13 protein-coding genes are annotated in these 16,608 nt (G+C 63.0%); 2 read left to right on the forward strand and 11 right to left on the reverse strand.

Annotated elements, in window-relative coordinates:
• The first annotated feature begins 4 nt into the window (after positions 1 to 4).
• Positions 5 to 973, forward strand: a complete 969-nt coding sequence (locus tag AC25ND_RS15510; RefSeq protein WP_028688294.1) for a hypothetical protein — start codon at positions 5 to 7, stop codon at positions 971 to 973.
• Positions 974 to 1,036: 63 nt separating this feature from the next.
• Here the strand turns inward: AC25ND_RS15510 and hldE are convergent, their stop codons facing one another.
• The 3 genes from hldE to AC25ND_RS15525 all read right to left on the reverse strand — a co-directional run bounded on the left by hldE (position 1,037) and on the right by AC25ND_RS15525 (position 5,587).
• Positions 1,037 to 2,458, reverse strand: a complete 1,422-nt coding sequence (gene hldE / locus AC25ND_RS15515) for a bifunctional D-glycero-beta-D-manno-heptose-7-phosphate kinase/D-glycero-beta-D-manno-heptose 1-phosphate adenylyltransferase HldE (protein WP_028688295.1) — start codon at positions 2,456 to 2,458, stop codon at positions 1,037 to 1,039.
• A gap of 129 nt (positions 2,459 to 2,587) precedes the next feature.
• Complete coding sequence (gene msbA / locus AC25ND_RS15520) at positions 2,588 to 4,396, reverse strand: lipid A export permease/ATP-binding protein MsbA (protein WP_028688296.1); 1,809 nt, start codon at positions 4,394 to 4,396, stop codon at positions 2,588 to 2,590.
• A 15-nt stretch (positions 4,397 to 4,411) separates the two neighbouring features.
• Positions 4,412 to 5,587: an O-antigen ligase family protein gene (locus AC25ND_RS15525; protein WP_069016043.1), complete on the reverse strand. Its 1,176-nt coding sequence runs from the start codon at positions 5,585 to 5,587 to the stop codon at positions 4,412 to 4,414.
• Between the two features lie 104 nt (positions 5,588 to 5,691).
• Between AC25ND_RS15525 and AC25ND_RS15530 the strand changes: the two genes are divergently transcribed.
• On the forward strand, positions 5,692 to 6,297 hold the full coding sequence (locus AC25ND_RS15530) for a BUD32 family EKC/KEOPS complex subunit (protein ID WP_186596475.1): 606 nt from the start codon (positions 5,692 to 5,694) through the stop codon (positions 6,295 to 6,297).
• Positions 6,298 to 6,300: 3 nt separating this feature from the next.
• Here AC25ND_RS15530 and AC25ND_RS15535 read toward each other — a convergent pair whose 3' ends face one another.
• The 8 genes from AC25ND_RS15535 to putP form a co-directional block, all read right to left on the reverse strand.
• On the reverse strand, positions 6,301 to 7,389 hold the full coding sequence (locus AC25ND_RS15535; RefSeq protein WP_186596483.1) for a glycosyltransferase: 1,089 nt from the start codon (positions 7,387 to 7,389) through the stop codon (positions 6,301 to 6,303).
• A gap of 80 nt (positions 7,390 to 7,469) precedes the next feature.
• Positions 7,470 to 8,426: a glycosyltransferase family protein gene (locus tag AC25ND_RS15540; RefSeq protein WP_241411149.1), complete on the reverse strand. Its 957-nt coding sequence runs from the start codon at positions 8,424 to 8,426 to the stop codon at positions 7,470 to 7,472.
• A 16-nt stretch (positions 8,427 to 8,442) separates the two neighbouring features.
• A complete protein-coding gene (locus tag AC25ND_RS15545; RefSeq protein WP_028688301.1) occupies positions 8,443 to 9,846 on the reverse strand; it encodes a PIG-L deacetylase family protein in 1,404 nt (467 codons plus the stop codon).
• On the reverse strand, positions 9,843 to 10,739 hold the full coding sequence (locus AC25ND_RS15550; RefSeq protein WP_186596487.1) for an antimicrobial resistance protein Mig-14: 897 nt from the start codon (positions 10,737 to 10,739) through the stop codon (positions 9,843 to 9,845). The genes AC25ND_RS15545 and AC25ND_RS15550 overlap by 4 nt, the downstream gene beginning before the upstream one ends.
• Positions 10,739 to 11,869, reverse strand: a complete 1,131-nt coding sequence (locus tag AC25ND_RS15555; RefSeq protein ID WP_088852028.1) for a glycosyltransferase — start codon at positions 11,867 to 11,869, stop codon at positions 10,739 to 10,741. The genes AC25ND_RS15550 and AC25ND_RS15555 overlap by 1 nt, the downstream gene beginning before the upstream one ends.
• A complete protein-coding gene (locus AC25ND_RS15560) occupies positions 11,853 to 13,610 on the reverse strand; it encodes a carbamoyltransferase family protein (protein ID WP_028688304.1) in 1,758 nt (585 codons plus the stop codon). Before AC25ND_RS15560 ends, AC25ND_RS15555 begins: the two co-directional genes overlap by 17 nt.
• Positions 13,611 to 13,806: 196 nt before the next feature.
• On the reverse strand, positions 13,807 to 14,643 hold the full coding sequence (locus AC25ND_RS15565) for a 23S rRNA (adenine(2030)-N(6))-methyltransferase RlmJ (RefSeq protein WP_028688305.1): 837 nt from the start codon (positions 14,641 to 14,643) through the stop codon (positions 13,807 to 13,809).
• A 142-nt stretch (positions 14,644 to 14,785) separates the two neighbouring features.
• A complete protein-coding gene (putP, locus tag AC25ND_RS15570) occupies positions 14,786 to 16,264 on the reverse strand; it encodes a sodium/proline symporter PutP (RefSeq protein WP_028688306.1) in 1,479 nt (492 codons plus the stop codon).
• Positions 16,265 to 16,608: the final 344 nt, after the last annotated feature.

Genomic DNA, 16,608 nt, shown 5'->3' on the forward strand with positions numbered 1-16,608 from the left:
CCTCGTGCCGCGTACGCTGATCCGCAAGAATCCGAGCAACTTCAAGACCCTGCCGCTGCACGTCGAGGCCACGCCCGAAGGCCTGACCTACCAGAGTATCGGCATGCCGCTGAATTTCGCCCAGACCCTGCAGCGGCGCAAGGCCATCCAGGTCGCCGACCCCGAACACTTCGTGGCAGAACTGGCCAACCTCGGCGTGTCGGTGCGACTGACCCTGCACTGGCAGGGCCGCGACTACTGGGTGCTGGTCCGCCAGCGCCGACAGGACCGTGGCGATGTAGTGCTCAAACTGATTTCCGGCTACGTCCCGGCCCACGAGCTGAACCTGCCGCTGCACACAGCGATCCAGGAAGTGGCCGAGGAATGTCTGCTGGAAACCCCCGAAGGCTGGCTGGGCGGACGCTTCAACGACACCTGGCTGCCAGCGCCCTATGCCGCTGCCCTGCACTACCGTGAGGCGCTGCCGTTCGTGCTGTCGCCCGAGTCGGGCGCTGCCCGCCCGGTGCATTGCGCCAACCTGATGTTGCTGGAGCGGCCACGCGCCTATGTTCATCTGCCCACGGCGTCGTTGCAGCTGATCTACGACTTGCGCCTGCAAGTGCCCAAGGAGGCCAAATCGCTGAGCCTGTTTCATGTCGACGAGCGCCTGGAGGGCGATCAACTGGTGGCCAGGCTCAATCGCAAGCGGCCGGATCTCTACCTGATGCCGCTCAAGGACGGCCAGCCCGTGGCCGAGCTGTACACCTTGAAGAAGGACCAACTGACACCCGCGGGCACGCGCGGACTGTGGCTGGCAGAGAGCTTCGCCCGTCAGGATGGCTGGGTGGTGCGGGATGAGCGGGTGCGCTGGAAGGATTGGCTGAAGCAGCAGGGGCTGGTCGAAAGCAAGCCCGCGCCGGTGTCGCACCTGGAACGGTTCGGGGACAAGGCTCGGGAACTGCTGGCCCGGGCGCGGACCTCGCTGCATAAATGAACACGGGGCAAGCCCGCTCCCAGCGTTTCGTGGGAGCGGGTTTACCCCGCGACTTGCAGCCTATCAGTGCTTGCGGATCTTCTCGACGATCGCCGTGGTCGAGCTGTTTTCCACCAGGCCCAGCACCTTCACCGTGCCGCCGTAGGCCTTGACGATATCGGCGCCGACCACTTGGTCGATACCGTAGTCACCGCCCTTGACCAGCACATCTGGCTTGACCTGGCGCAGCAGGTTCTCCGGCGTGTCCTCGGGGAAGCTGATGACCCAATCCACCGCACCGAGGCCCGCCAGCACGGCCATACGTCGGTCAACGCTGTTGATCGGCCGGCCCGGGCCCTTCAAGCGGCTGACCGAGGCATCGTCGTTGATGGCGACGATCAGCCGGTCGCCCTGGGCGCGTGCCTGTTCCAGGTAGGTCACGTGACCGGCGTGGAGGATATCGAAGCAGCCGTTGGTGAAGACGATCTTCTCGTTGTGCGCACGGGCATCGTCGATGGCCAGCAGCAGCTGCTCCAGGCCCAGCACGCCCCGCTCCGAGCCCTCTTCACGCTGGATGGCGCGACGCAGCTCAGGCGCGCTGATGGCGGCGGTACCCAACTTGCCGACCACGATGCCGGCGGCCAGGTTGGCCAGGGCGACGGCATGCGGCAGGTCTTCACCCGCGGCAATGGCGGCGGCGAGGGTGGAAATCACCGTATCGCCGGCACCGGTGACATCGAACACCTCACGGGCACGGGCCGGCAGGTGCAGGGCCGGGTGGCCGGTGCGCAGCAGGGTCATGCCATGCTCGCCACGGGTCACCAGCAGCGCGCCCAGATCCAATTCGTCGAGCAGCTTCAGGCCTTTGCCGACCAGCTCGGATTCATCGGCGCAACGGCCAACGATGGTCTCGAACTCGCTGAGGTTCGGGGTGATCAGGCTGGCACCGCGGTAGATCGAGAAATCCTTGCCCTTGGGGTCGGCCAGTACCGGAATGCCCTTGCCGCGCGCGGCCTGGATCAGCGCCTGATGGTTCTGCAGCGCGCCCTTGCCGTAGTCGGACAGCACCAGCACCTTGACGCCTTCAAGCAGGGCATCGACCTCCGCGCCCAGCGACAGCGGGTCGGTAGCGAACGGCTCTTCAAAGTCGATGCGCAGCAGTTGCTGGTGACGGCTCATCACCCGCAGCTTGACGATGGTCGGCTGGTGGGCGATGCGCTGGAAGATCGAGCGCACACCGGCGGCATGCAGGCTGTTGGCAAGGCTGTCGGCAGCCTCGTCCTGGCCGGTGACGCCGACCAGAGAAGCGGGCGCGCCGAGGGCAGCGATGTTCAAGGCCACGTTGGCCGCGCCGCCGGGGCGATCCTCGATCTGATCGACCTTGACCACCGGCACCGGCGCTTCAGGCGAAATACGCGAAGTACCGCCATGCCAGTAGCGGTCAAGCATGACATCGCCGACCACCAGTACCGGGGCTTGATCGAAACGCGGCATGGACAACTTCATGGGCAACCCATTTTTGGAAAAGTGAACAGGGGCAGGATATTAGCACAGGGTCGTGGATGGCTTTACCGCCACCTTCGCTGTGGACAACTGCAGTGACAATCGGGGCCGTGCCGGCCCCGATGCTTGGATTTAGGTGATATCGACGTTTTCCGGCGCATCCAGGCCCATGGCATGCAGACGGGCATAGTAGCCATTGGCCTCAAGCAGCTCGGCATGAGTACCACGCTCCACCAGACGCCCCTGCTCCATCACCAGGATCATGTCGGCCTTCTCGATGGTCGACAACCGGTGGGCGATCACCAGTGTCGTGCGCCCCTGCATGACATGGTCCAGGGCTGCCTGGATATGCCGTTCGGACTCGGTATCCAGCGCCGAGGTCGCTTCATCCAGAATCAGCAACGGCGCATTCTTCAGCAGTGCACGGGCTATCGCCAGGCGCTGACGCTGACCGCCTGACAGGAGCACACCGTTCTCGCCGACCTCAGTGTCGAAACCTTTCGGCAACTGGTCGACGAACTCCTTGGCATAGGCATCGGCGGCCGCGGCCTCGATATCGGCACGCGGTGCACCAGCCAGGTCGCCATAGGCGATGTTGTTGGCCACGGTGTCATTGAACAGCGTGACATGCTGGGTGACCTGGGATACATGTCGACGCAGGTTGCGCAGGCGATACTCCTCGATTTCCACGCCATCGAGCAGAATCTGCCCTTCGCTGTGGTGATAGAAACGCGGAATAAGCGCAGCGAGGGTCGACTTGCCGCTGCCGGAACGACCGACCAGGGCAATCATCTGGCCAGGTTCGGCAGTGAAGCTAATGTCGCTGAGCACCTGACGCTCGGTACCTGGGTAGGTGAAGCTCAGATTGCGCACTTCCAGACGGCCCTGCACACGCGCCTTCTCAACGGTACCGGTATCCACCTCAGGGGCTTCATCCAATTGCTCGAAGATGCTCTCGGCACCGGCCAGGCCTTTCTGGATGGTCGAACTGACCTCCGAAAGCTGACGGATCGGCTTGGGCAGCAGCCCCGCGGCCGTGATGTAGGCAACCAGGTCGCCAGCCGATGCGTCCCCACGCAGGAACAGGACCAGGAACATCAGCGCAGCCATGGCGCTGTAAATCACCAGTTGCAGCAGCGGCGTGTAGAGCGCGCCGGTCTTGGTCATGCGCAACTGCTTGTCGGTGTTGCCCTGGCTGGCGGCGCTGAAGCGCTGCTCCTCGTAACGTTCGCCGCCGAAACTGCGCACCACCCGATAGCCCTGGATGGTCTCGGAGGCAACATGGGTGACGTCACCCATGGCCACCTGGATCTTCTTGCTCTGCTTGCGGAATTTTTTGCTGGCAGTGCTCACCATCACGGCGATCACCGGCAGGATTGCGACCATGACCAGCGTGAGTTGCCAGTTCATCCACAGCAGGTAGGCGAACAGGAAGACCACCGTCAGGCCTTCACGGATCACCACCTTGATCGCGTCGGTCGCAGCGCCGGTGACCATCGTCACGTTGAAGGTGATGCGCGAAATCAGGTGGCCGGAGTTGTGGTTGTCGAAATAGCGGTTGGGCAGTACCAGCAGCTTGTTGAACAGCTCCACGCGCAGGTCGTGCACCAGGCAAAGCGATACCTTGGCCAGGAAGTAGTTGCCTAGGAACGACCCCAGGCCCTGCCAGGCTGCGATCAGGATGATCAGCAGCGGCACGGCCTGCAGCAGTTGCAGGTCGCGCAGGTAGGCCACGTTGGGGAACAGGACGGCCTGGGGATTGCTCAGGCCGTCGACGAAGTACTTGAGGATCCCGGCCAGCATCGGCTGGGTCGAAGCGAAGATCACAAACCCGACGATACTCAGCAGGAAGATGCCGATGTAGGGTTTCACGTACCTCAGCAGCCTGAAGTAGATCTTCAGGCTGGAGGTGTTCTCCACCGGTAGCGGTGTTTCGGCCATCATCGAGCTCGCTGTTCAGATTGAACCGGCGATTTTACCACAGCGTCGTTTCTGGTCATCTGCCCACGGCAACAACATTGCCAGGCCTACTGGCAGCCAGCTGATGAACCATTCGGCCCGTGGCGTGGCGGTCAGGCTGGCGGCATCGAATTGCATGGCCAGGGTGGAAAACACCCAGAGGCCAAGCAGCGCCTTGCCGAATACCGTATGGCGGGCTCGTACGATCTCGCCCAGAGTGAAAAGCCAGATTGCCACCCACAGCAGCATCCCTGGCAAGCCAAGCTCCACGGCGACATGGGTGAACATGTTGTGCGTGTGCTCGAACATCTCTCCGAGCGCCTCCACTCGATAGTAGGCCCCCAACCCCAGTCCAGTAAGGGGATGCTCACCGATCATGTGTACGGCGGACATGAAAATCTCTGGTCGGTAGGACGAACCTCGCGCCATGATCAGGTCGTACATCTGGTAAAACGCCGCCCCCGTGGCCAAGGCGGCAAGGAGCGCGAACAGCCCACTTGCACGATCACGGTGCCATAAAACACCCAGTATGACCGTCACGACCAACGCAAATGCCGCGCCGCGGCTCTGGCTCAGAATCACGAACGCTCCCAGACACGCCAGCGCGAGCGTCCAGGCCAGTTGCAGGCCACGATGACGCGGGCAGGCATACAGAATCCACAGGATGGCGGCGGCAATGACGTAGGCACCCAGAATCGGATGGGAGATCTCGCCTATACCGGCCAGGCGCTCCACCCACGACTGGCCAGACATACCATAGAAGCGCACGATCGATATCAAGGCAGCTATGGCCAGCAGCCCACCACCCAGTTGCAACAGTCGCCAGCAACGCGCGATACCCATTTGGGCCATGAGCGGAAAAGCCATGAGGAACAACAGGATGTATAATAACCGTTTGCCTTCACGCAGACCGTCTTCTGCACTAGACCACATCAGGGTCACGGCGCTCCAGGCCAGCAATACGGCGGTTGCGATCCACAAGGCTGGCTGCCGGCGCCAGGCCTGAAGGAATACGTGCCTGGCGGACCATGCCAACCCCAAGGTCGGCAGCCACAGGAACAGGATCATGCCCTGCTGGTACAACTTGTTGGTTGGCGCCAATGCCACCGCCGCCAGAAACCAGACAAAACCCAACCCCAGCCAGGCCTTTGCCCAGCCCTTCTCATACAACATTCCTTTCCCCCGATGAAACGTAAAAACACCGTCATGGTGCTGGCAGATTTTTTTCGGCATTATTGCCGGTCATTTTGCCTGCCATGAAGACAAGGCTCGAATACATGCAATGTTCCCGGCTCTCCCAGGTCGACTTCGATCGATTGACTCTCGGCGCCAAGGTGCTTGAGGCAGATAGCCACGGCGCCAAAGTCTACCTGCTTGGGGATGGAAATATCCTCAAGGTGTTTCGTCGCAAGCGTCTGATTTCATCTGCACTGCTACGCCCCTACTCGCAGCGCTTCATCGACAACGCCATGCGCCTGAGCCAGGCCGGTTTCCCGACCCTGGAAGTGATCAGCCACCACAAGCTGCCGCTCCCGGGCCGCACGGCAGTGCTCTATCGACCGCTGCCGGGCGAGACTCTGCTGCAACTGTCGCGCCAGGCCGACTTCAGCTGGGACCGGCAATTGCCGCGCCTCGTCGAGCTTATTCGGCGACTGCATCACGCGGGGATCTACTTCCGCTCGCTGCATCTGGGCAACGTGGTCGAGACCCCCGAAGGCCTGCTGGGCTTGATCGACGTGGCCGACATGCGCTTCCTGCGCGCCCCGCTCTCTTCCCGAATGGTGCAACGCAACGTACAGCACATGGTTCGCTACATCGAGCGAGAACCCCTCGCCCGAGAGTTTCCCCTCGATCAGTTCCAGGCGGCCCTGGCGGCGCGCTGACACTCAGCGCGCCAACAGGCTGGCCGAACCGGACCGGAACGCTTGCCATCCCTGCTCCGGCGCCAAGGCCTGCCACTGCTCCGAAGCCTTGGCCCCGGCATCCTGAAAGGCGCAATCGTCAATGACGTCAGCCCAGGCATACGGATCGTCCGTCGGCAGGTAGCGGCCCGCATCAGCCAACTGCTCTCGAAAAACCGGCAGGTCACTGCAGACGACCGGCACCTTGGAAAGCACGGCCTCCTGCAGCACCAGCCCGAGGCCTTCCGAGCGGGAGGGCAGCAGCAACCAGTCGAAGGCCGGGTACAGTCGTATCGAATCTTCACGGTGGCCATAGAACCGGACACGATCACCCACGCCGAGCGATCTGGCCTGCGCTTCCAGCTGCCCACGCAACGGTCCATCGCCGAGTATGACCAGGCGAGCGCCGTGCTGCACTGCGCGCGTCCTGGCGAACGCTTCGATCAACATCTCGAAACCTTTACTCTCGACCAGGCGACCCACCGCCCCCAGCACAAGACCGTCCTCCATCAACGACAAGGCCTGCCTGGCCTGCTCCCGATCCAGCGAATGATCGGTGAAGGCCCGAGGATTCAGCGCCACACGCAAGCTTTGCACCGAACGCCCCAACCCCTGGGCCAGCGAAAGCGCCAATGTCGTGGAGACAGCGGCGACCGTCAGGCGCTCTACAGGAAACTGCCGGAACAGGGCTACATCGCGTCGGGTCAGGCGTGTCGTACCGTGGAACAGGACGGCAACCTGCACGTCTGGAAGCCGTCGCAACAATGGCAGCAGCAGCCGGGCAACGCCCAGTCCGTCCAGCAACAGCACATCGGGAACCACCACCTTCAACGCGCGACGCAGACGCCACTTCACCCAGGACAGTAACAGTCGGTGCGCTAGCCGCCCCTTGAGCACGCGTGGCGACAAATGCCAGCTGCGCGTCTGACCCACGCCGCTGCACAAACCCTCTCCGAGCAGAAGCCAGTTGGTCACCTGCGCACCACTCGGGGCATGCGCCAGCACCTGCCGGTGCACACTGTGGATGGAAGCGAAGGGCGAACCACCCGACCACATCACATTGAGGATATTCAACGGCGTAACGCCCCTTTGATGATTCGGTGGGCCTTGAAGCCAGCCGTTTTGCTGATCCGCGAAATCTTGCTCGAACCAGGTCAGAATCCGAGCCACAAACGCAAGCGCTGCCAGCCGGTCAGCGGCGGATGCGCTCGCAGTGCAGGCACCATGTGCTCGACAATGCTTCGGCCCACAGCGGCAAAACTGAAGCGCGAAGTGGCCAGTTCACGCCCATTCGTAGCGATGAACGCCGCCAGCGCAGGATCCTCGCGTAACTGACGCAGTTTGGCCTGCAACGTCGGGATGCTGTCATACAACACCACGTTGCGCATGTCCTCGAGCCCCAGTGCGCGGTTCTCCGCTTCGCCCTGGTCGTAGGCGAACAAGACGCAACCGCAGGCCATCGCCTCGAAGTTCTTGATCATGTACTCGCCCATACCGACGTCGGCACTGACGAAAAAACGGATACGGTTGAGGGTATTGCAATAGTCCTCGCCTGACTTGGTACGGGTGACCACCAGATTCTCCACCTGCCCCAACTCATCCAGCAAGGCTTTGCGGCCACTGTAGGCGACACTCTTGGTGCTGCCGACGAATGCCAGCTCGATATCGCGTTCGCGCCCCTGGTCGGCCAACAGTTGTTCGTCGTAGCCCTTGGGCACGAATACCGCGTCGAAGCCTTCCTGGCGCAGGCGCTCGCTGACCATGTAGCCAGAGCTGATGATTCGGGCCCAAGGCAGTTGGCGGTAATGCTCGCTGAACTTGCCGGTGTATTTGCAGGGTATGTAGTTCTGGTACGCGTCGTGCTCGAGGATCACCAGGTTGGGAACGCTGCGAATGAACGCAACCTGACGGATTTCCTGCTTGAAACGCAGGAAGAACACGATACGGTCGTAGCGCGTGACGTCCACTTCCCGCTTGAAGTAGCGACGCAGGTTGCGCTGGTCCTCGTCGCTCAGCCAACGCAGATCGCAGTCACAGTTGGCCGCGACGCCGTCGTACAGGCGGTCAAGAATCGCCCGTTGTTCCTTCTGCACCAGAAATAGGACTTTCATTGCTTTCCTTGGGCGCTCACAGGTCGCGACGCCAGAACAGTTCATGTCGGCGCACCGCCTTGCGGAAGAATTCATTCTCTCCGTACGGCGATGGGCGGCGCCCTGCCAGCCAGCGTTGCAACGCACGGCGCAGGCGACGCTTGAAGGGGGGGGCAGGTTGCAGGTCATGCATCATGCCCAGGGCCATGGCCTTGTCGCGCTGGGTGTCGATATCCAGCACCAGGCTGCAGGGTGCCCAGGCTTCGGCGGCTTGCAACTGCGGCGGCAGGGCGACGCCATCACCGCTGTCGCCCATCGGCCAGCGGTCGTTGTCATGCAGGTGGTTGGCGTAGCACAACAACGTTTCAGGCTGCCACGCCAGGCCTTGCAGCGCCTCGAGCACTGCGGCCTGGGCACAGATGTGGTCCGGGTGCGGATCGAGCACCGGGTGCGGCATCACCAGCACCTGGGGCCGGGCCATCTCGAACAGGGCACGCAGGTCGGCCAGCAGGTTGTGCCAGCTTGGCGCACCATCGACATCGGCCGGCAGCGGGAACGGATTGAAACGGCGGAAGGGACGAATGTCGGCCAGGTCGGCTTCACGCGAGCCCACCGGCAGATCCGGCGCAGCCTGCATGACTGGCAATTGCAGGCAGAAGTAGCCCAGCTGCACGCAATGCGACTCCGGCACGCCTGCCCAACGTGGCACGGCGATGCTGTCCCAGGCGCGCAGGCGGCCCTTCAGCCTGGCCGCCTCAGCCTTGGCCAGGCCCATGGCCTGGTAGTGTTCGGCCTCGATCTCACCGGCAGTCAGGGTGACAACCCAAGCTTCGTCGGCCTGGCTGTAGAGCCCATAGGCCGCCAACTCGGCGTCGTCGGCATGGGGGGCAATGACCATCACTCGGCGGTTGCGCAGCTTGACCGCTGGGGTTATCCACAAGCGCGCTGACTCTTTCAATCGGCAATGCCGACCACGCAGACGCAACGTGCCGGCCGCCAATGGTTCGGCCAACCCGGTCAGATTGAGGAATCGCACTCCGTTGACGCCACGCTCGAACGTCTGCACGTCGCTGGCGGCCCCCGCCAGCAGCTCGACGCGAGGATCAAGGAAACGCCCGAGCCAACGGCTCCGAATACCGATTTCAAGGATCAGTGTCTCGTCACCTTGCAGTGCAACATCGGTCTGCAGCAGATCGCCCCGCAGGCTCGCCGCGACTTCGCGAGTGTCCTTGGCAAAACGGTAAGCGTAGTCTTCGCCCGGCGAGTAGAACAGGTGATCGGCGAACCAGGCCTCGTGCGCCCCCCACAGCAGCGCCAGCAACAACAGCGGTAACCACCACACACCCAACACGCCCAACGCAACCAGCAGCACCAGGCCCACCAGCAGCACCAGGCGCTTGTTGCGCCGGTGGCGCTTGAGCAACTGCTGCTTGCGGCTCACGACTGGAACACCGGTACAGGGTTGCACCAACGGTCCTTGTACTCACGGTCCGCACGACCGAACGAGAACCGCAATGCCTTGCCGCGGGCCGTGGCTTGCTCCCAGGCAGACTGGGTGTTGAGGAAGCTCAATACGCTCCCAGGGCTGAAGGCCTTGGTCTCTGGATCGACACCGCCGTTTACATATTCGACGCTGATCCATTGCGGCGCCTCGACGCGATACACCAGTTGAATGGCGATGGGCGACCCGTCGAGGAACAGCACCGAACCGACCAGCAGCTCGCGCAAGCGCTCGACCACCTCGGCCATGCGGGCCGCGCCGGTGGCCGGGAAGCCCCAGCGACGCTGGAACAATTCACAGTACATCGCGGCGACCTCGGCTGCAGTGAAATCGCTGATCGGTCGCACCTGACCGCCCGCCTCTTCCAGCAAGCGCAGCTCACGACGCTGGTTGTAGCGGAACTTCTTCGACAGGTCCTCGTGGGGACGTGCCATGGCCAACTGCTCGGGTTGTGCCTTCAAGCCGGCGAAACGCCCCTGGTTCAACTCCGACAGGTAGCGACCGGCGTGGCGCAGCGGCGCCCCGGCATCGGCGGCGGCCGGCAGGATGATCTCGGCATTGCCCAGGTCGAACAGGCCTTTCTTGCCTTCGCGCTTGAGCACGTCCTTGGACAGCGCCAGGTGGCGCCCCCAGGTCGGCAGCGCGGCCTTGAGCTCGGCGCCCTGGAACCAGCCCAGGTAACGCACCGGGATCCCGGCCAGGTCCGCCAGTTGCTCGATCACCAACGGGTGCGTGGCGACACTGCCGCCATAACGCTGCCAGGCGTCGCTGTACGCGGCCACGTCGATCACTTGCCAGCCGCGTTCGCGCCAGGCCTTGAGATGATTGAGCATCAAGCCTCCGCCTTCAGCGCGCGGACTTGCGGCAGTTTCCAGAAGGCATCCCGCACCGCCTGGTCGCTGAAGCGCTGCTGCAGACGCTGCAGCATATGCCCGGCGCATGCCTCGCGCTGCTGCGCATCCAGGCCGGCCATGTGCTTCAGGCCCTGGGCCAGCTGCGCGGCATCGCCCAGCGGGAACAGCACACCCACACCCTCGACCACTTCCCGGGCGCCGCCACAGGCGGTGGCCAGCACCGGCACGCCAGCGACCATGGCTTCGAGCAGTACCATGCCGAACGGCTCATGGTCGGAGCTCAGGGCGAACACGTCGAAAGCGCGGAAGTAACGGCGGGCATCCGGGACCTGGCCGAGGAAGTCGACCTGGTCGGTGATGCCCAGCTCAGCGGCCAGGGCCTTGAGTTTCGCCTCGAGACGCCCCTTGCCCAGAATCGCCAGGCGCGCACCGGTCGGCAGCCCCGGCAAGGCTTCGGCAAAACCGCGCAGCAGCGTGGCCTGGTCCTTGTCCGGATGCAGGCGTCCGACGTTGCCGACCACCCAGGCCCGCTCATCCAGTCCCAGGGCACGGCGCGCCTCGTCACGCGGCACCAGGCTGGCCTGCAGTGCCTCGACGTCGATGCGGTTGTACAGGGTCTGAATACGCTCGGCCGGCCACTGGCCCAAGCAGCGACGCATGTCGTCACGCACCGCGTCCGACACACCGAGCAGGCTAAGGCGCTTGCGGAACAGGTTGGCGAACAGCCGCCGCCCTTTGCGCTCATAGTCGCCGAAGGCATGGTGCACACCGATCACCGGCAGGCCGGTCCCGAGCAGCGCGACATAGATCGGCTTGAAGCGGTGGGCGATGCAAAAGCTGAAATTGCGCTGCGCGGCGATCTTGCGCAGCGCGCGGATCGCGCCCAGCTTCAGGCCGCGCACGGCCTTGGAACTGAACTCGAGAAACAGCACCTCGTCCGAGGCACAGCCAGCCGCGACCTGCGCGTCCGCTGCCCCGGTGAGGAACACGGTAGTGACCTTGTAGCCGCTGCCTTGGAACAGGCTGGCGTATTGACGGGCACAATCGAGGAACGGCCCGTCATAACCATGGCAGAACTGCAGGATGCGCGGTTCAGAGCGGCTGGTCATACGGCGCGGCGCCTTCCTTGACCACCAGGATGTCTTCCATGATCAGGTACTGCAGGTCCGAGCCGAAGAACATGTTCAGGGCGTCGGTCGGCGAGCAGATCATGGGTTCGCCGCGGCGGTTCAGCGAGGTGTTCAACGACACGCCGTTGCCGGTCAGGTCTTCCAGCGCCTTCATCATGTCGTAGTAGCGCGGGTTGTACTCACGCTTGAGCACCTGGGCGCGCGAAGTGCCGTCCTCGTGGACGACTTCCGGCACGCGGGTCTTCCACTCCTCGGCGACTTCGAAGGTGAAGGTCATGAACGGCGCGGGGTGATCGATCTTGATCATCTGCGGCGCGACAGTATCGAGCATCGACGGGCAGAAAGGTCTCCAGCGCTCGCGGAACTTGATCTGGTGGTTGATGCGGTCGGCAACGCCTTCCACGCTCGGGCAGCCTATGATCGAACGACCACCCAGCGCACGCGGACCGAACTCCATGCGGCCCTGGAACCAGGCCACCGGGTTGCCATCGACCATGATCTTGGCGATCTGCTCCGGCATGTTCTCCAGCTTGCGCCATTTCGGCTGGCTCGGGTGACGGGCACAGGCGGCGATCACGTCTTCATTAGAATACGCAGGGCCCAGGTAGACGTGTTCCATCTTCTCGACCGGCACGCCACGGGCATGGGAAACATAGGCCGCGGCGCCAACGGCGGTACCGGCGTCGCCGGAGGCCGGCTGGACGAACAGCTCCTTTACATCATCACGGGCGATGATCTTCTGGTTCAGCTTGACGTTCAGCGCGCAGCCGCCGGCGAAGGCCAGCTTGCCGGTCTCTTTCAGCGTGTCGCCCAGGTAATGGTCGATCATCTGCAGGGCGAGCTTCTCGAACAGCGCCTGCATGCTGGCGGCGTAGTGGATGTAAGGCTCGTCGGCGATGTCGCCTTCGCGTTTCGGACCCAGCCACTCGATCAGCTTGGGCGAGAAGTAGAAGCCCTTGCCCTTCTCTTTATAGCGGCGCAGGCCGATGACGTTGGCGTATTCGGTGTTGATCACCAGCTCGCCGTTTTCGAAACTGGCCAGGCGCGAGAAGTCGTACTTGCTGGCATCGCCGTATGGCGCCATGCCCATGACCTTGAACTCGCCATCGAGCATCTCGAAGCCGAGGAACTCGGTGATCGCGCCATACAGGCCGCCCAGCGAGTCCGGATCGAAGAATTCCTTGATCTTGTGGATCTTGCCGTTTTCGCCATAGCCAAAGAAGGTGGTGGCGTACTCGCCCTTGCCGTCGATGCCGAGGATCGCGGTTTTCTCTTTGAAACCCGAGCAGTGGTAGGCGCTGGAGGCATGGGCCAGGTGGTGCTCGACCGGCTCGATCTTGATCTTCTTCGGATCGAAGCCCAGCTGCTCCAGGCACCAGACGATCTTCTTGCGGTAGCGCTTGTAGCGGCGGTTACCCATCAGCAGCGCATCGAGGGCGCGGTCCGGGGCGTACCAGTAGCGCTTGGCGTAGTGCCAGCGGGCCTTGCCGAACAGGCTGATAGGGGCGAACGGAATGGCCACCACGTCGACGTCAGACGGCTTGATGCCGGCCTGCTCCAGGCAGAACTTCGCCGACTCGTAGGGCATGCGGTTCTTCGCATGCTTGTCACGCACGAAGCGCTCTTCTTCGGCGGCGGCAATCAGCTTGCCGTCGATGTACAGGGCCGCGGAAGGGTCATGGCTAAGGGCGCCGGACAGGCCAAGAATCGTCAGTGCCAAGGGTCTAGCCTCTCAAATCGGTATGAAGTGCGCCAACGGCCATTCGGGCGGATGGCGGCTAAAGGGCGGGATTATAACGCAAAGATGGTCAGGCGCGATGCACTCGCGTGGGAGCGGGCTTGCCCCGCGATAGCGGCGGATCCACCGGCGCCATCGCGGGGCAAGCCCGCTCCCACGAGGGTCACATGCCGTTAGGCTATTCGGCGATCAGCCAGTCCATGCGCAAGCTGCCAGCGGTCTGCGCCAGCTCCTTGGCCAGCCACGGCAGCAGCGTCTTGAGCTCGTCCTCCAGGCCCCACGGCGGGTTGGCGATGGCCAGGCCCGAGCCGTTCAGGCCCTGCGGGCTATCCTGGTGGTGCACGTACAGCTCGACCCGCAGCAGCTTCGGCGCGCCGGTGCTGGTCAGGTCTTGATAGAAACGGGTCAACGAGCGCTGGTCCTTGATCGGATACCAGATCGCCGCGACGGTCTGGCGCATGCGACCGATCGCCTCTTTCATGGCCACGGTGCAGCGCTTGAGCTCGTCGGCCTGCTCGAACGGCGGGTCGATCAGCATGATGGCGCGCTTTTCCTGCACCGGCAGAAGCGCCCGCGGGATGTGCCAGCCTTCGCCCAGGTGAACGGTGACCCGCGGATCCTTCTTCATGTTCTCCTTGAGCAGCGCCCCATCTTCAGGGTGCTTCTCGTTGAGCAGGGCGCGGTCCTGCTGACGCATCAAACGACGCGCCAGCTCGGGCGAGCCCGGGTAGAAGCGCAGCTCGCCATCCGGGTTCAGGCGCTTGATGATGCGCAGGTAGTCGGCGGCCGCTTCCGGCAGGTCGTCACGATTCCACAGGCGGGCCACGCCCTCGAGGTACTCACCGGTACGGCTCGCCTGGTCGCCCTGCAAGTCGTAGAGACCCAGGCCAGCGTGGGTGTCGATGTAGGCGAATGGCTGTTCCTTGCGCGACATCAGGGCGATGAGGCGGGTGAGCACGATGTGCTTGAGGACGTCGGCGTGGTTGCCGGCGTGGAAGGCGTGACGATAGTTCATGAGGACTCCTGCGGGGGCAACAAGTTTACCTTGCCTTGCAGCCGGCAAAAAGCATCGCGGGGCAAGCCCACTCCCACAAATGCCCGAGGACACATGGGAGCGGGCTTGCCCCGCGATAGGGACAACGCCGATTCAGCAGGCGTTATTTGTCAGCGTGATACGCCGCGTCAGCAGTTTCAAAACGCGAAACCATGCTGTTCGACGGGCTGCCCAGCTTGCTCACCACGAAGATGGCGATGCTGGCGAACAGGAAGCCCGGGATGATCTCGTACAGGCCCATGTCCACGTAGTTTTTCCACAGGATCACGGTCAGCGCGCCGACCACGATACCGGCCAGGGCGCCATTGCGGGTCATGCCCTTCCACAGCACCGAGATCAACACCACCGGACCGAAGGCGGCACCAAAGCCGGCCCAGGCATAGGCCACCAGGCCCAGCACTCGGTTTTCCGGATTGGAGGCCATCGCAATGGCGATAAGCGCGACAGCCAGGACCATCAGGCGACCGACCCAGACCAATTCCTGCTGCGAAGCGTTCTTGCGCAGGAAGGCCTTGTAGAAGTCCTCGGTCAGGGCGCTGGAGCACACCAGCAACTGGCAGCTCAAGGTACTCATCACAGCGGCCAGGATGGCCGACAGCAGGATACCGGCAACCCAAGGGTTGAACAGGATCTTGGCCAGTTCGATGAACACGCGCTCGTGGTTCTCGGTGACCGGACCTGCCAGGTCAGGATGCGCCGAGAAGTAGGCGATGCCGAAGAAGCCCACTGCGCAGGTACCGGCCAGGCACAGGATCATCCAGGTCATGGAAATGCGACGGGCGTTGGCGATCGACTTCACCGAGTCGGCGGCCATGAAGCGCGCCAGGATGTGCGGCTGCCCGAAGTAGCCAAGACCCCAGCCCATCAGCGAGATGATGCCGATGAAGGTCGCGCCCTTGAACATGTCGAAGTGCGCCGGGTTCACCGCGTCGATGGCAGCGAATGTCTGGTCGAAACCGCCAGTGGAAATCAGCACGATCACCGGGGTAAGGATCAGCGCGAAGATCATCAGCGAAGCCTGCACGGTATCGGTCCAGCTTACGGCCAGGAAACCACCGATGAAGGTGTAGGCGATGGTCGCGGCGGCACCGGCCCACAGGGCGGTCTCGTAGGACATGCCGAAGGTGCTTTCGAACAGACGGGCGCCGGCAACGATGCCGGAAGCGCAGTAGATGGTGAAGAACACCAGGATGACGATCGCCGAGATGATCCGCAGCAGGCCGGTCTGGTCTTCGAAGCGGCTGGAGAAGTAGTCCGGCAGGGTCAGGGCATCACCGTTGTGCTCAGTCTGCACACGCAGACGGCCGGCGACGAACAGCCAGTTCAGGTAGGCGCCGACGGTCAGGCCGATGGCGATCCAGGCCTCGGAAAGGCCCGCAAAGTAGATGGCGCCCGGCAGGCCCATCAACAGCCAGCCGCTCATGTCCGATGCGCCGGCGGAAAGCGCGGTAACCACGCTGCCGAGACTACGGCCGCCGAGAATATAGTCGGAAAGGTTCTTGGTGGAGCGATAGGCGGCGAAGCCGATCAGCACCATTGCCGCAATGTAGATCACGAAGGTGATCGTTAGTGGATTGCCCATGAGTTGTGCCCTGGCGTTGTTTTTATCTCTTGCGACCGCCGTGCACGACGGTTGCACCCAGGCGGCGAATCCTATGCAACAACATGAATGAGGTGCAACCATTTTTCATTTGCAAGTTGCACCCAGCCATGGTTTTTCGGATAAAGCCCCTTTTTTGCTCCTTTTCGGAGCAAACACAGCGCTTTACATAAGCAAAAGCAGCAAAAAAGACCGTTTCGGCTGTAAGGAAACATCCTTCAGACGAGTTGCACCTTTACCGCGAAGATTTCGGGTTGCACCCGGTTGCACCCGAATTGTCCTACAGGCTAATCTTGCCTTCAGCTTAGGCCACATCCGTGACCAAT

The organism is Pseudomonas sp. P110(2024) (genome assembly GCF_057480795.1).

What these genes read in the sequence shown, in the direction of transcription:
- hldE (WP_028688295.1), bottom strand. Translation starts at nt 2,458, where the DNA reads ATGAAGTTGTCCATGCCGCGTTTCGATCAAGCCCCGGTACTGGTGGTC.
- msbA (WP_028688296.1), bottom strand. Translation starts at nt 4,396, where the DNA reads ATGGCCGAAACACCGCTACCGGTGGAGAACACCTCCAGCCTGAAGATC.
- AC25ND_RS15525 (WP_069016043.1), bottom strand. Translation starts at nt 5,587, where the DNA reads ATGTTGTATGAGAAGGGCTGGGCAAAGGCCTGGCTGGGGTTGGGTTTT.
- AC25ND_RS15530 (WP_186596475.1), top strand. Translation starts at nt 5,692, where the DNA reads ATGCAATGTTCCCGGCTCTCCCAGGTCGACTTCGATCGATTGACTCTC.
- AC25ND_RS15540 (WP_241411149.1), bottom strand. Translation starts at nt 8,426, where the DNA reads ATGAAAGTCCTATTTCTGGTGCAGAAGGAACAACGGGCGATTCTTGAC.
- AC25ND_RS15550 (WP_186596487.1), bottom strand. Translation starts at nt 10,739, where the DNA reads ATGCTCAATCATCTCAAGGCCTGGCGCGAACGCGGCTGGCAAGTGATC.
- AC25ND_RS15555 (WP_088852028.1), bottom strand. Translation starts at nt 11,869, where the DNA reads ATGACCAGCCGCTCTGAACCGCGCATCCTGCAGTTCTGCCATGGTTAT.
- AC25ND_RS15565 (WP_028688305.1), bottom strand. Translation starts at nt 14,643, where the DNA reads ATGAACTATCGTCACGCCTTCCACGCCGGCAACCACGCCGACGTCCTC.
- putP (WP_028688306.1), bottom strand. Translation starts at nt 16,264, where the DNA reads ATGGGCAATCCACTAACGATCACCTTCGTGATCTACATTGCGGCAATG.